20 protein-coding genes are annotated in these 13,838 nt (G+C 45.1%); 7 read left to right on the forward strand and 13 right to left on the reverse strand.

Annotated elements, in window-relative coordinates; genetic code table 11:
• Positions 1-84: 84 nt before the first annotated feature.
• From ABWW54_RS00835 to hisB, 10 genes are all read right to left on the reverse strand, one after another.
• On the reverse strand, positions 85-966 hold the full coding sequence (locus tag ABWW54_RS00835; protein ID WP_353409114.1) for a bifunctional 5,10-methylenetetrahydrofolate dehydrogenase/5,10-methenyltetrahydrofolate cyclohydrolase: 882 nt from the start codon (positions 964-966) through the stop codon (positions 85-87).
• A gap of 62 nt (positions 967-1,028) precedes the next feature.
• Positions 1,029-1,769: a twin-arginine translocase subunit TatC gene (gene tatC, locus ABWW54_RS00840; RefSeq protein ID WP_353409116.1), complete on the reverse strand. Its 741-nt coding sequence runs from the start codon at positions 1,767-1,769 to the stop codon at positions 1,029-1,031.
• 87 nt (positions 1,770-1,856) lie between these two features.
• Positions 1,857-2,255 (reverse strand): Sec-independent protein translocase protein TatB, encoded by a 399-nt coding sequence (gene tatB, locus ABWW54_RS00845; protein WP_353409118.1) that lies wholly within the window; start codon positions 2,253-2,255, stop codon positions 1,857-1,859.
• Positions 2,256-2,260: 5 nt separating this feature from the next.
• Positions 2,261-2,467, reverse strand: a complete 207-nt coding sequence (gene tatA / locus ABWW54_RS00850; RefSeq protein WP_353409120.1) for a Sec-independent protein translocase subunit TatA — start codon at positions 2,465-2,467, stop codon at positions 2,261-2,263.
• A gap of 13 nt (positions 2,468-2,480) precedes the next feature.
• Positions 2,481-2,804 (reverse strand): phosphoribosyl-ATP diphosphatase, encoded by a 324-nt coding sequence (locus ABWW54_RS00855; RefSeq protein ID WP_353409122.1) that lies wholly within the window; start codon positions 2,802-2,804, stop codon positions 2,481-2,483.
• Positions 2,801-3,184, reverse strand: a complete 384-nt coding sequence (hisI, locus tag ABWW54_RS00860; RefSeq protein WP_502907754.1) for a phosphoribosyl-AMP cyclohydrolase — start codon at positions 3,182-3,184, stop codon at positions 2,801-2,803. Before hisI ends, ABWW54_RS00855 begins: the two co-directional genes overlap by 4 nt.
• A gap of 17 nt (positions 3,185-3,201) precedes the next feature.
• Positions 3,202-3,984, reverse strand: coding sequence for an imidazole glycerol phosphate synthase subunit HisF (gene hisF / locus ABWW54_RS00865; RefSeq protein WP_353409126.1), 783 nt, complete (start codon positions 3,982-3,984; stop codon positions 3,202-3,204).
• A gap of 4 nt (positions 3,985-3,988) precedes the next feature.
• On the reverse strand, positions 3,989-4,729 hold the full coding sequence (hisA, locus tag ABWW54_RS00870; protein ID WP_353409128.1) for a 1-(5-phosphoribosyl)-5-[(5-phosphoribosylamino)methylideneamino]imidazole-4-carboxamide isomerase: 741 nt from the start codon (positions 4,727-4,729) through the stop codon (positions 3,989-3,991).
• 30 nt (positions 4,730-4,759) lie between these two features.
• On the reverse strand, positions 4,760-5,416 hold the full coding sequence (hisH, locus tag ABWW54_RS00875; RefSeq protein WP_353409130.1) for an imidazole glycerol phosphate synthase subunit HisH: 657 nt from the start codon (positions 5,414-5,416) through the stop codon (positions 4,760-4,762).
• An 8-nt stretch (positions 5,417-5,424) separates the two neighbouring features.
• Positions 5,425-6,018, reverse strand: a complete 594-nt coding sequence (hisB, locus tag ABWW54_RS00880; RefSeq protein ID WP_353409132.1) for an imidazoleglycerol-phosphate dehydratase HisB — start codon at positions 6,016-6,018, stop codon at positions 5,425-5,427.
• A gap of 203 nt (positions 6,019-6,221) precedes the next feature.
• Between hisB and ABWW54_RS00885 the strand changes: the two genes are divergently transcribed.
• The 3 genes from ABWW54_RS00885 to ABWW54_RS00895 all read left to right on the forward strand — a co-directional run bounded on the left by ABWW54_RS00885 (position 6,222) and on the right by ABWW54_RS00895 (position 8,218).
• Complete coding sequence (locus ABWW54_RS00885) at positions 6,222-6,476, forward strand: hypothetical protein (protein WP_353409134.1); 255 nt, start codon at positions 6,222-6,224, stop codon at positions 6,474-6,476.
• 9 nt (positions 6,477-6,485) lie between these two features.
• On the forward strand, positions 6,486-6,875 hold the full coding sequence (locus ABWW54_RS00890; protein WP_353409136.1) for a hypothetical protein: 390 nt from the start codon (positions 6,486-6,488) through the stop codon (positions 6,873-6,875).
• Positions 6,876-6,946: 71 nt separating this feature from the next.
• On the forward strand, positions 6,947-8,218 hold the full coding sequence (locus ABWW54_RS00895; RefSeq protein WP_353409138.1) for a metal-dependent hydrolase family protein: 1,272 nt from the start codon (positions 6,947-6,949) through the stop codon (positions 8,216-8,218).
• A gap of 124 nt (positions 8,219-8,342) precedes the next feature.
• On the opposite strand, the gene ABWW54_RS00900 is transcribed toward ABWW54_RS00895, so the two are convergent.
• Positions 8,343-9,047 carry a hypothetical protein gene (locus tag ABWW54_RS00900; RefSeq protein ID WP_353409140.1) on the reverse strand — a complete coding sequence of 235 codons (705 nt, stop codon included), beginning with the start codon at positions 9,045-9,047 and terminating at the stop codon, positions 8,343-8,345.
• A 230-nt stretch (positions 9,048-9,277) separates the two neighbouring features.
• Here ABWW54_RS00900 and ABWW54_RS00905 point away from each other — a divergent pair, with 230 nt between their 5' ends.
• The gene (locus ABWW54_RS00905; protein ID WP_353409142.1) at positions 9,278-9,682 is read left to right on the forward strand and encodes an RNA-binding S4 domain-containing protein; all 405 of its coding nucleotides are present in this window, start codon (positions 9,278-9,280) and stop codon (positions 9,680-9,682) included.
• Here ABWW54_RS00905 and thrH read toward each other — a convergent pair.
• On the reverse strand, positions 9,679-10,302 hold the full coding sequence (gene thrH / locus ABWW54_RS00910; protein ID WP_353409144.1) for a bifunctional phosphoserine phosphatase/homoserine phosphotransferase ThrH: 624 nt from the start codon (positions 10,300-10,302) through the stop codon (positions 9,679-9,681). The two genes, ABWW54_RS00905 and thrH, sit on opposite strands and share 4 nt — an antisense overlap.
• 99 nt (positions 10,303-10,401) lie before the next feature.
• On the opposite strand from thrH, the gene hemW reads away from it, so the two are divergent.
• Positions 10,402-11,571, forward strand: a complete 1,170-nt coding sequence (gene hemW / locus ABWW54_RS00915) for a radical SAM family heme chaperone HemW (protein ID WP_353409146.1) — start codon at positions 10,402-10,404, stop codon at positions 11,569-11,571.
• A gap of 51 nt (positions 11,572-11,622) precedes the next feature.
• On the opposite strand, the gene ABWW54_RS00920 is transcribed toward hemW, so the two are convergent.
• Complete coding sequence (locus tag ABWW54_RS00920) at positions 11,623-12,381, reverse strand: DUF4097 family beta strand repeat-containing protein (RefSeq protein ID WP_353409148.1); 759 nt, start codon at positions 12,379-12,381, stop codon at positions 11,623-11,625.
• Between the two features lie 162 nt (positions 12,382-12,543).
• Between ABWW54_RS00920 and ABWW54_RS00925 the strand changes: the two genes are divergently transcribed.
• Together ABWW54_RS00925 and ABWW54_RS00930 are read left to right on the forward strand one after the other, a co-directional pair.
• A complete protein-coding gene (locus ABWW54_RS00925; RefSeq protein ID WP_353409150.1) occupies positions 12,544-12,954 on the forward strand; it encodes a CopD family protein in 411 nt (136 codons plus the stop codon).
• 56 nt (positions 12,955-13,010) lie between these two features.
• Positions 13,011-13,838 (forward strand): ABC transporter permease, encoded by an 828-nt coding sequence (locus ABWW54_RS00930; protein ID WP_353409152.1) that lies wholly within the window; start codon positions 13,011-13,013, stop codon positions 13,836-13,838.

Consider the following 13,838-nt stretch of genomic DNA (forward strand, 5'->3'; position numbering starts at 1 on the left):
TAATTACGTTAACTCGCAAATGACACAACCGCTCAACCAAAGCATTGACGGCAAAATTCACTAATACCAGCTAAGTTAAAACGGTTAACGAGTGAGCAGTCGAGCGGCTTTATTCGTATTTTTCATCAACATAGCAACCGTCATCGGACCTACACCACCAGGCACTGGCGTAATAGCGCCAGCAACGCCTTTAACCTCGTCGAAATCAACATCGCCTACCAATCGATACCCTTTTGCTGTTGAAGGGTCTTCGACTCGATTGATACCCACGTCAATCACAGTTGCACCTTCCTTGACCATATCTGCTTTAACAAATTCTGGCACACCAATGGCCGCAATCAATATGTCGGCTTGTTTTGTATGATACGTTAAGTCTCTAGTACCACTATGACAACAAGTCACAGTGCAGTTTGCCTTCTCTCCTTTTTGAACCAACAGGCTCATCATAGGCTTACCAACAATATTACTTCGCCCTATAACTACGGCATGCTTACCAGACATATCAATGCCGCTACGGACAATCATTTCAGGTATTCCAGTGGGCGTACATGGAGTAAGGCAATCGATTCCAATACTCAGCTTCCCCACATTAACTGGGTGAAAGCCATCCACATCTTTGTTCGGATGTATGTGCTCGGTAACCACATCCTCATCAATGTGGCTCGGAAGAGGTAACTGCACCAATATCCCATGAACCGACACATCAGCGTTCAAACGCTCTATATCGGCCATAAGTGCCTCTTCGCTAACATCACTGGGGTGCGTTATTTTGATCGATTTGATTCCAGTCTCTTCGCAAGCCTTCACTTTACTACCAACGTACGCTTTAGAAGCAGGATCTTCTCCGACTAATACCACCACCAAACAAGGCTGCACGCCGTCAGCAATCAGCTCTGTGGCTTCTAGTTTTGCTTCAGAACGGATTTCGGCAGCAATTTTCTTGCCGTCTATTATTTGCGCATTCATGATATTGAAAAATTCCTAATAAAATTCTTTATTGATTACAAAAACCAAGTGGGCCGGAGTAACTACAGTCGCGCCTGCTTTTTCTCCACACGCCTTGCAAAGAACAAGCCAACTTCAAAAAGCAAACAAACAGGAAGAGCAAGCATGATTTGCGAAAATGGATCTGGTGGAGTCATTAACATGGCCACAACGAACGCCCCCAAAATAAAATACCCTCTATTTTGAGCAATTCTAGCTGGCGAAACCACGCCCATCCGCGCCAGCAACACCAAAGCCACAGGCACCTCAAAAGCCATCCCAAACGCAAAAAATATACTTAAAGCAAAGCTCATGTACGATGCTATGTCTGGCGTAAATGCCACTCCATCAGGGGTCATTGCGGCGAAAAACTGGAACATGAGTGGAAACACCACAAAATAGGCGAACGCCACTCCTAGGTAGAACAAAACCGTACTGGATACTACAAGTGGGATCACAATACTTTTTTCGTTTTGGTATAAGCCCGGAGCGACGAATGCCCAAACTTGATAGAGCACAAACGGAATAGCAATGGCAAAGGCAACCGCAAAAGACAACTTAAACGGGATAAAGAACGTGCCGTGAGGATCAACCGCGATCATACTGCCACCATCGGGTATCGCCGCTATCAGAGGTTGCGCAAACCAAGCGTAAATTTCGCTAGCAAATGGCACTAAACACAAAAATACGACCAACACAGCCCCAACCGCCCATAACATGCGATTTCGCAGTTCGACTAAATGCGATACAAATGGTTCTGATTTTTGTGTGGTTTGTTCTTGCACGAATTGTATTTAATGTCTGTCTTTGCCGCCGGACGCGTCTCATTTAAGATAACGTTCTATCTCGGCCAAAAGTTAATAATTGGTACGCTATGATTTAGGAATTTGCGCACCAGAGCTTTCAACATGCACGTCGTTTGACGAACCTTTTGACTCAGTCTTTGCAACAGCATTGCCTATAGTTTCAGCGCTACTGTTTTGCGAATCAGTGTGATTTATATCTTGCTCCGCTGAATCGGCCAAGTCACGACCGAATTGCCTAAGGTCATTTTTAAGATCCGATATTTCACGCTTCGCTGCTTCCAGATCCGCAAACGGCGACCCATCGATTTCATCTTGCATTTCCGACCGCAAACGATAAACACCTTGCCGAGCTTTACGAATGAAAAACGCAATCTGCTTCGCAACTTCGGGCAATCGCTCCGGACCCATCACCAAGAGCAAAACTACCCCGATGACTAGCAGCTCTGAGAAGCCAATATCCAACATGCCAATTATTTGTCGTCAGCGGCTGGTTCTTTTTCGCTTTGATCAACCGACTCTTCACTCTTAGAGTCATCATCGGATAGCGCCTTTTTAAAGCCCTTAACGGCTCCACCTAGATCACCACCAACACCGCGAAGTTTTTTCGTACCAAAAATCAACGCGACGATCACTAATACAATCAACAGTTGCCAAATTGAAATTCCACCTAAGCCCATGATAATTTCCTCACTATTTAGATTTGCGCGCGGCCTTCTCAGCCAGCCCGCTGGTACCCATTCGACGAGAAAGTTCGTCCAGTACCTGTTGTGGTTTAAGCTTTTGATGAGCTAATAAAACCATCGTATGGAACCACAAATCAGCAATTTCATACACTATTTTTTCGGCGTCACCGTCTTTCGCCGCCATGACAGTCTCGGTAGCTTCTTCACCCACCTTTTTCAGGATAGCGTCTAAGCCCTTATCGTACAAAGAGGCCGCGTATGATGACCCGGGTTCAGCCCCCAGACGGGACATTAATACCTCATGAACCTCATCAAGTACTCGATCGCTCATTTTCTATATATCTCTTTAGGGTCTTTTAAGACAGGATCAACCTCGACCCACTCGCCATCGCGAAATATCTTATAAAAACAGTTTCGACGACCAGTATGGCAGGCAATGCCACCTTTTTGCTCTACTTTTAACAAAATAACATCTGAATCGCAGTCTAAACGCATTTCGACTACACGTTGTTGGTGACCGGATTGTTCTCCTTTTCGCCACATTTTTTGCCTAGAACGAGAAAAATACACGGCAACCCCAAGCTCTGCCGTTTCAGCCAAAGCCTCTCGATTCATCCAGGCCACCATTAAGTTTTCACCAGTTTCAGCATCCTGAGCAATGGCGGGCACCAAACCAGCGTCGTTCCACTTAATATCTTCTAACCAACTAATCACAATATTTCTCGATATTAAAGCCGTACTTCGATACCAGCATCGCGCATGGCCTGCTTTGCTTGAAGAACGGTAAATTCACCAAAATGAAAGATGCTCGCGGCTAGCACGGCATCGGCTCCCCCATCAACAACACCTTCGATTAGGTGTTGCAAATTGCCGACCCCACCTGATGCTATTACGGGAATGTTTATAGAGTCTGTTATCGCCCTAGTCAGCGCTAAATCGTAACCCGCCTTGGTTCCATCACCATCCATACTCGTAAGCAGAATTTCTCCTGCGCCGTACTCCGACATTTTTTGAGCCCACTCGATCGCATCTATTCCAGTCTGCTTACGACCACCGTGAGTGAAAATCTCCCAACGATCAGCAATATCACCTTTATCAATGAAGTGAGTTTGTTTTGCATCTATTGCCACCACTATGCACTGTGAACCAAAATGAGTGCTGGCTTCCTTTATAAACTCGGGCTTAAACACCGCTGTACTGTTCACCGATATCTTATCCGCACCCGCATTAAGCAGACGGCGAACATCGGCCAACTCTCTCACACCGCCGCCAACGGTTAAAGGAATAAAAACCTCATTTGCCACCTCTTCAACCACGTGCAAAATTGTATCTCGGTCGTCAGAGGTTGCCGTAATATCTAAAAAGGTGATTTCATCAGCACCCTGCTCGTTATAACGCTTAGCCACCTCAACGGGATCACCAGCATCTCTGATACCCACAAAGTTAACCCCTTTGACCACACGCCCATTATCAACGTCTAGACATGGGATGATTCGCTTCGCTAATGGCATCGCACTAAGCTTTCAGCATGCTGTCTAGGTATCTTTGACCCTCAGCAAAGTCAAGGCCGCCTTCGTAAATCGCGCGACCGGTTATCACTCCAGAAATCCCAGAGCCTTCAATTTTTTGCAGCTCAACTAAGTCTTGCATATTAGTCACTCCACCCGACGCAATTATGGGGATAGAGACAGATTCAGCCAAGCGCTGAGTAGCATCCAAGTTGACGCCTTGCATCATTCCATCTCGCGCTATGTCGGTATAGATGATCGCTTGAACCCCATCCCCTTCAAAACGCTTAGCAAGGTCAACAACATTATGTTCGGTCATTTTTGCCCAGCCATCCACGGCCACGATACCATCTTTCGCATCCAATCCGATGATCAAATTTTGACCATATTCCGGTGCGATTTCTGCGATAAATTCCGGTTCATTTGCTGCCCGAGTACCAATAATTACATACTGCACACCTGCTTCAAGATAAGCTTCAATCGTCGCGCGGTCACGGATACCACCACCAATTTGTATAGGAACGTTTGGGTACTTTTCCGCAATGGCATTTATTACGTCAGCATTGGCTGGTTGCCCCGCAAACGCACCATCTAAATCAACCAAATGGATTCTCTTGGCACCTAGCTCAACCCATTTATCGGCCATTTCTAAGGGGCTATCACTGAATACGGTTGAGTCTTCCATCAAGCCTTGACGAAGACGCACACACTTACCTTCTTTAATATCAATTGCGGGTATCAATAACATAACAAATCTTTTTTTTGGATTTCATCGAGCTTAAGCCCGTCCATCCCAGTTAGTAAAATTCTTTAACAGTTGCAAGCCATTATCATGGCTCTTTTCAGGGTGGAACTGGACCGCAAATATATTATCTCGGCCAGCCGCCGCAATGAACTTATGGCCATAATCTGCGCCTCCGTAAACAGTACCTAAGTCAGCATCCGGTGACGTGTTTGCACAATAACTGTGAACAAAATAGAAGTGTGATTCATTCTCAATGTTCGACCACAAAGGATGGTCTCGCAAATGAAACACTTGATTCCATCCCATTTGAGGGATCTTTAAACGATCATCAGTCTCGAGCCTATCTGTATGAAAGTGACTGAAATGCCTAACATCGCCTTGAAAAACACCTAAACCCGCCTGGCCTCCATCTTCTTCGCAGTATTCGAACAAGGCCTGCATTCCCACACAGATCCCAAGCAACGGTTTCTCTTTAAGGCACACCATCAAAGCATCGGAAAGCCCTCGAGCATTGAGCTCCTTAAACCAAGTTCCGACGGCACCTTGGCCAGGCAACACTATTTTATCTGCCCGCAGAAGTGCGTCGGCATCACTGCTTAAAATCACGTCCGCATCCTCAGCAACCGTGATCACTGCCTGCTTTACAGAACGAAGGTTACCCACCCCCAAATCAACAACAGCAATTTGCATGACTATTCCTACAAGCTACCTTTAGTGGAAGGAATGACCCCTACACTGCGCTCATCATTTTCTAACGCCATACGTAACGCTCGGCCAAACGCCTTGAAAATTGTCTCGGCGATGTGATGGGCGTTCTTACCTCTAATGTTATCAATGTGCAGAGTCAAACGAGCATGATTCACAAACCCATGGAAAAATTCATCAAAAAGATCCACGTCGAAGCCGCCAATCCTAGCCCTTCTGTAATCAACGGAGTGCATACACGTCGGGCGCCCAGAAAAATCCACAACCACGCGACTTAAGGCCTCATCAAGGGGTACGTAAGCATGCCCATAGCGTCGGATACCTTTTTTATCTCCAACGGCCTCATCAAAAGCCTGCCCAATGGTAATGCCAATATCTTCCACCGTGTGATGATCATCTATGTGCAGATCACCCTTACAAACCACATCCAAATCTATCAAGCCATGACGCCCAATCTGATCCATCATATGCTCTAAAAACGGCACGCCTGTATCAAAATTCGTTTTTCCAGTACCATCTAAATTCAATTTAACGGTAATTTGTGTTTCGCTAGTATTACGCGTAACTTCTGCTATGCGATTGCTCATGCCAGTCATGTGTGAGGGTAAAAATCATTGCAATCGATGAAAATGATCGCAAATAGTAAGTCAGTGGGCGCGAATTTTAGCATTGTTCTGGGCTTGGACATACAGAAAACATCAGTCTATGCAGGTTCTTCGAAGCGTTTCAGAGCACTCGATGCGCTAAAAACACCATTTAATCCCGATAACCCGATCAAAATGACCAAAGTATGAAATCAGAGTCAAAATCAATAACGATTCCTTATGTTGGCGGCATCCCAAGTAAATACCGGCGTTTTATCAGGGAAAAAGCCATCGACCGTGCTCGTACTCGAATTATCGTCGCCGGCAACGACCCAAGAAAAATGCGCCAGGATGACTTAGAGGTAGTGGTCAAAGAAGAAGAAGATAAAATCAAAAGCTCCATCAAGGAAAAAGGACTATTGGCAGTTCTTGCATTGTTAGGGCTTAATTTTTTTGGTTAAGGTGATCTCATGATATTCAAACAAGCATTTCGATGGGCGTTCATCGTCATCATTTGGAAGCAATATAAAGCCAGCATAATCTCCACCCTAATATTACTCGCTTACCTTATAGTCGTCAGCAGCATTCACCAAGACTATTTAACAGCAGTTGGACCAGAAAACATTGACCGAGCATCATTTATTTATAAATGGATCGCATGGATATCCGGTATTAGCGTGTATATTCTGTACCATGCTATACGAAGCAAAATTAAGCCCAACAAGCAGAGCACCAAGGAAAAAATTGCCAAATCCAAGGAGCTCACAAGTTCAGACAATGACCCTTTTTCTGCAATCCGAGATCGCAAAACCCTGCGCAGCAGAGCGGACTTTTTAATGGACAAAGAAAATAACGATTAACTTCCTCAGCGACCACACTCTTAAGCCAAACAGCAAGATTCACGCCTGAGCTAAACCATCGGAGAAAAACAATGAAACACTTACTTTTGGCTGGCGCACTTATCCTCGCACCACAAATTAGTACTGCCCAAGCGTTCACAGTGATCTGTGGAAATACAGTTGATGTAGTGAACAAAAAGCTTACGGGAGCCAGAACCATTCAAGTTTCAGATGGAAAGATCATCAGCATACGAGCTGAGACGTCGCCCGCACCTAACACCATCGATTTAAGCGATAAAACATGCCTACCTGGACTTATAGACATGCATGTTCACCTCACCTCCCAGAGCAATCCGAAGAGCTACTCAGAAGGGTTTAGACTCAACACAGCAGACTTTGCATTTCGCGCTGCGAAGTACGCAGAAGTAACCTTAGCCTCTGGGTTTACAACAGTTAGGAATTTGGGCGATGACGGCACGGTAACCAGAGCGCTACGCACGGCCATCGCGCAAGGTTATGCAACTGGACCGCGCATATTTACTGCCGGAAAATCTCTGGCTACGACCGGCGGCCACGCGGACCCAACAAACGGCGTTAACGATGATTTGATTGGCGACCCTCATGCCAAAGATGGCGTTGTCAACGGCGCCACTGAGGCCAGAAAGGCCGTAAGGCAACGGTATAAAGAAGGCGCAGATTTAATAAAAATTACGGCAACAGGTGGCGTGCTAAGCACCGCTAAAAATGGCCAAAACCCCCAATTCATGGAAGACGAATTAAAAGCGATCATCGAAACAGCCAACGATTATGGCTTTAAAGTGGCTGCTCACGCGCACGGCGGCGAAGGCATGATCCGAGCTATAAAGGCCGGTGTTAGCAGCATCGAACACGGAACTTTAATGACGGATGAAGTTAGGAGCCTTATGAAAAAACACGGAACTTACCTAGTTCCCACCATCCTCGCCGGAGAGTTTGTGGCCGAGAAAGCCAAAATTGACGGCTACTTTCCTGAAATCGTGCGACCCAAAGCGGCGGCAATAGGCCCTCAGTTGAAAGGAAACTTTACGAAAGCGTACCAAGCCGGAGTTAAAATAGCCTTCGGTACCGACAGCGGTGTATCTGCTCACGGCGACAACGCCAAAGAGTTCAAATTGATGGTCGATGCCGGCATGCCGCCAATGGAAGCCATTCGAGCAGCAACGGTTCACGCCGCGGAGCTACTTGGCGAGACTGCGATGCTAGGGAGTTTGAGTGAAGGAAAACACGCCGACTTGGTTGCCGTCGATGGAAACCCACTCGATAATATCGAGCTTTTAGAAAATATAAGTTTCGTTATGAAGGGCGGCGAAGTGTTTAAGCAATAAACGCAAAAGGTGATATCAATCCAATTTGATATCACCACTAATTTTCATCAGCACAGAGTTTAGAAGCAACAAGAAAGCAACCTATTTACACTCAAGCATCGATGCAAGTAAGTTAAGTATTATTCTACCAACTCAGATCAGTACCAAGCAGAAACCCTGAAGTAGACCCAAGTTCTTCTAGCACCGGATCTTCAAGATCAAGCGTGAATACGCGGTAGCCAGCTTTCACAGAAAGAGAAGGTAATGGTGTGTACAACAATCCAGCTTCAAATTCATAGGCAGAAAGCGTGGTGTCCGCCTTAATTTGATCTTCCAGCTCTGGAAAATAGGCCGTAGACCCATAGACCTGAAAATCTTTCAACAGATTGTACTTTCCAGCCAATGAAACCTTAGGGCCACTCGCGTCTAACTGTGAATCAATGTTGAGTTCTTGCCAGCCTAGCCCAAGTTCAATATTTGATTTGTCATGGCTACCAAAGCGACGCTTAACATCCAGATTAAAAAAGCTAGATTCTTTCGGCAATCCAAACACATCACTTTGATCATTTTGCTTTAGCTCAGCAGAAACGCCCCAGTTATCAGCCCAGATCTCACTCTTTCCTAGAAAGGAGTCGTATTCGCCCTCTCCAAACACCGACACGTTAAAATCGCCTGTAAACTTGGTGGAACTAACCGTTTTTTTAGCCTCAGACAATACTGAATCGACCAAATCCATTGGGGCATCGTCAGCCGCGAGCGAAGCCACACTGAACAACGCACTAACGGCCAAGGCAACTAGACTCTTGCCTACCTTAAAATTAAATTGTTTATTAACAACTGATGTATCCATTTTCTCTACCTCGCAGCAAAAACCACACAGGCCATTTAACTCTCTAAAGTTATCTTTTAATTCTTTTTATTAGTCTGTAAAAGTAATCACTTACAAATGATTGCTAATACTTTGATTTAATAGACTATCTACTAGTATAGACCCAAAATGCACCAAAATTGTGAATTTTTCAAATTTACGCACCAAAATTAATATTTCACGATGACTGAGTGTTCGGTAAACTCTCCCTTATGAGTTCAAAATTAGACAAATTACCCAACAAAGTTCGAATCGACAAATGGCTTTGGGCAGCCCGATTCTTTAAAACAAGGCAACTTTCTGTGAAGGCATTGAAAAACGGCAAGGTTTCTTTGAACAACCAAAACTGTAAGCCCGCTTCAACGGTAAAGGTGGGCGATCTATTGCTTGTCAAACGCGGCTATCATGAAATGCAAATTGAAATTCTTGAACTCAGCGAAAATCGAGGTCCGGCTGTCATCGCTCAAACGCTTTATTGCGAAACTGAAAACAGCAAAGCCCAACGAAAAAAAATGAGTGACACGATCAAATCACAACCAAAGATAGAGTTTGAATTGCGCAAGCCTGATAAGCGCGGTGTCCGAGAACATCGCGCACTAAAGCGCAGAGACAACTAACCTCCTCTGGGCTCCATCTTTTTTATGGCTGAATCAATTTCCGATCGCAATTCGTCATAATCCGCGGCAACGGGGAACTGGGGAAACTCATCAATCACATTCTGTGGCGGACAAAACAGTATTCCTTGCTCGGCCTCGCCTAACATTGTGGTGTCATTATACGAGTCGCCGGCAGCAACAACGTTAAAATTCAATTCATGCAGTCGCTTTACGGTTTCTCGCTTATGGTCCCGTTTACGAAGCTTGTAATTACTAATTCGTCCATCGTCATCAATAATCAGTTCATGGCAAAAAATGGTCGGCCAAGACAATTGACGCATCATCGGCTCCGCAAACTCCTTAAAAGTATCAGACAAGATGATAAGTTGATAATCTTCTCTTAGTGCATCGCTAAACGCCTTGGCACCCTCTAATGGCGACAGTGTGGCAATCACTTCCTGTATATCCTGAATTCGAAAATCATGCTTGGCGCACAACTCTAAACGAAACTTCATTAGCTCGTCATAATCCGGAATATCGCGAGTGGTTGCTAATAGCTCCTTAACACCGACTTTTTCTGCAAAATTAATCCATATTTCTGGGATCAACACCCCTTCCAAATCCAAACAAACAACATTCATAGAAAAACACTTATGGTAAAAGTTCTCAGCAGCAAACCATAATCCGACTGAGCTCACTATTCAATAGCTAAAGACTGGTGTAGACACTACAATCTCAACATGCAATTTCAATACCGTAAAATTCCGCTCAGCCTTTACATTCATATTCCTTGGTGTGAACGAAAATGCCCTTATTGCGACTTTAACTCACATCAAGCTAAGCAGGAGATCAACGAACCTCGCTATGTGGAAACACTACTTACTGACCTTGATGCTGACCTACTCGATTTCGGCGAAGCCGTTCGTGATCGTGAGATAAAAACAATATTCATCGGCGGCGGCACCCCCTCGCTATTTAGCAGTAAAAGCTATCAAATCCTATTTAGGGGTCTAAAAGAGAGGCTCGACTTTGCTGCGGACATCGAAGTTACGCTCGAAGCTAACCCCGGAAGTAGCGAGGCGGTCAAGTTTGCAGGCTTTAAAGAGGCTGGCATAAACAGACTTTCAATCGGCGTTCAGAGCTACAACCAACAACACCTAAATCGCCTCGGACGAGTGCACAGCTCAACCGAAGCCATCGCCGCAGCGAAATACGCTAAAGAGGCGGGGTTGAATAATTTCAACCTCGACCTAATGTTCGGACTGCCTGATCAGACTTTAGAACAATCCTTGTCAGACTTAGCTCAAGCAATCAAACTTCAACCGACTCACCTGTCTTGCTATCAATTAACGATAGAACCCAACACTCTTTTTCACCACAATCCACCAATCACTCCCAAAGAAGAAGCCCTTTGGGATATGCAAGAAGCGCTTCAAAAGACCTTGCTAGAGCATGGCTATGAGCAGTACGAGGTTTCTGCTTACTCACAAAATTCCCGCCAATGTCGGCACAACCTAAACTATTGGAATTTTGGAGACTACCTAGGAATTGGAGCAGGAGCACATGGAAAAATAACCACGATCGATGGAGTTTATCGAACATGGAAAATCAAACATCCGAACAGCTACCTTACAAAAACATCTAAGCTCGGAGGCAAAAGCCAAGTTGCACCACGGACACTTACGTTCGAATACATGCTTAATGCTCTGAGACTCAATAACGGCTTTTCGATATCCGAATTTGAGGCTCGCACAGCTCAAAGCGAGCATTCCATTTCAGCTTTGATTCAGAAACACCTAAAACTAGGATTAATCGATAAAACAAACAGCCAAATCACCCCGACTCTCTTTGGTCACAACATGCTCAATAACATGCTTGAAGACTACTTGGAACATTCTCAATCGGAGTAAACCGCCCAAGCTCTCTCCCAAATAAAGAGAGCTTGCTTTGACTTAAAAGCCCTATCTTTTTCTACGGGGAATATCGACTTCGCCTTCGATATTGTCATATCGAATACCGCCTGACCCATCTTTTTCTACTGTGAAGCTGCCAGCAACATCCTTAACATCAATCGAGCCACTGCTATCTACTTTAACTAAAACATCCCCGCCAACTCCTTGAACCTCAATATCGCCGGAACTATCCACGTTAATAGTAAAATCCTTAACAACATCACGAACATCTATTGCCCCAGAACTGTCCGCTACTTCAGCCTCGCCCACGCCCGCCATTCTGATTGAGCCAGATGAGTCAGCTAAATCAACTTTACCTTCGATATTCTTTATCTTTATATCTCCCGAAGAATCAACAAGCGTAAGCTCCGACACGCCTTTAACCTCCAAGTCTCCACTACTATCTTTTACGTCCAAACGAGACCCTTTGGGAACAACTAGAGATAAATCAATCGACATGGAGGTATTACCGCTCCACTTTTTAGGCATACTCGTTTCGATGGACACGTACTCATTGTCAATCTCGGTTTCAACGTCCATTTCGGAGAGAACGCTTTCATCCGATGCGCATAACTTAGCAACCAAGCCGATCTTTCCTCTCTGGTCGCTTCCTTTAATTGATAACTCGCCCGCTCCTGCCTGAACACGTATATCCGCAACTGCGCCGATATCAAGCTCAGTGGATATTGTGCGCTCTTCACTGCAATTCCATGCCATTGATGAACTGCTAAACAGCAGAACCGAAAGTAAAACACCATATTTATACATTAAAATTTCCTCGTTGCTTGGTCAGTCGATTTATTATTTAGACGCACTTAGACGCCAAAAGGTTTACCAAAAACCATTAAAGATCAATTTGCTCGCATATGAAACCTTTCTCTAAGACTGTGATAATCTAAGCCCATAACGATAACTCCCTACCGCTCAATTATGCTTTACGTAAAATCTCTCCATATAATCGCCGTCATCTGCTGGATGGCAGCAATTTTCTATATGCCAAGACTGTTTGTCTATCACGCGATGTCTGAAGATGATGTAAGCAAAGAACGCTTTAAAGTCATGGAACGCAAACTAATGCGAGGCATTATGACCCCCGCCATGATCGCCACCTGGGTATTTGGAATCTGGTTGCTGAGCTACGGTTTTAACGGAGGTTGGTTGCACGCAAAAATTTTACTTGTGGTGGCAATGTCCGGCTACCACGGCTGGTGTGCCTCGACGATGAAAAAGTTCGAACGTGACGAAATACCTCATGGCCACATTTTCTATCGCTGGCTCAATGAACTTCCAGTTCTATTGCTGATTCCCATTGTATTTCTAGTGGTATTGAAGCCCTTTTAAATGACACAGTTGCGTCAATCAACGAGATTAACCGCACAGCACCAACAGTTGAGACAATGAAAGCCCCACTATTTTTTGGACTGAACGCCAGCCCTCCCAAATGGCTCAAAGTGATTTTAACCATTTTGCCATTTGCCTTAGCCATCGCGTTATACGTGTCAGCATCTAACGCAAGGCTGGAAGCAAACCCAGCCGACAAGTTGCTGCCCAGCATTTCCAAAATGATCAAAGCCATCGACAAGGCTGCCTTCACTGAAAATAGGCGCACTGGCGAGTATCAACTCTGGCAAGATACGGCATCAAGCCTAAAACGCCTTTTTATTGGAGTCGGACTCGCGGCGGCTCTAGGCTTATTGCTGGGCCTAAACATGGGCGTATTCAAGGGCATGTCTGCCACATTCGCCACATTCGTCACTGTGCTATCCATGATTCCTCCTCTGGCGGTACTACCGATCCTGTTTATCGCCTTTGGCGTAGGAGAAGTAGGGAAAATCACTCTGATTTTTTTAGGCACGTTCCCAATTATCGCTCGCGATATCTATTTGGCTACCGACAAGATACCCCGTGAGCAAATTGTTAAGGCTCAAACGCTTGGTGCTTCTCAATTGGCGGTGGTTTATCGAATCGTATTACCTCAGATTTTACCGAGATTACTAGAAGCAATCAGATTAAGTTTAGGCGCAGCGTGGCTATTCTTGATTGCTTCCGAAGCTATCGCGTCCACCGACGGCCTAGGCTACCGGATTTTTCTGGTTCGCAGATACCTCAGCATGGACTTAATCATCCCATACGTTATTTGGATCACCTTCTTAGGCTTCTTTTTCGATTACATACTAAAACAAATCATCCATCGCAAATACGCGTGGTATGTGGCTTCTAAATAG

Source organism: Arenicella sp. 4NH20-0111 (genome assembly GCF_040366405.1).
In the GTDB taxonomy this organism is placed as follows: domain Bacteria; phylum Pseudomonadota; class Gammaproteobacteria; order Arenicellales; family Arenicellaceae; genus Arenicella.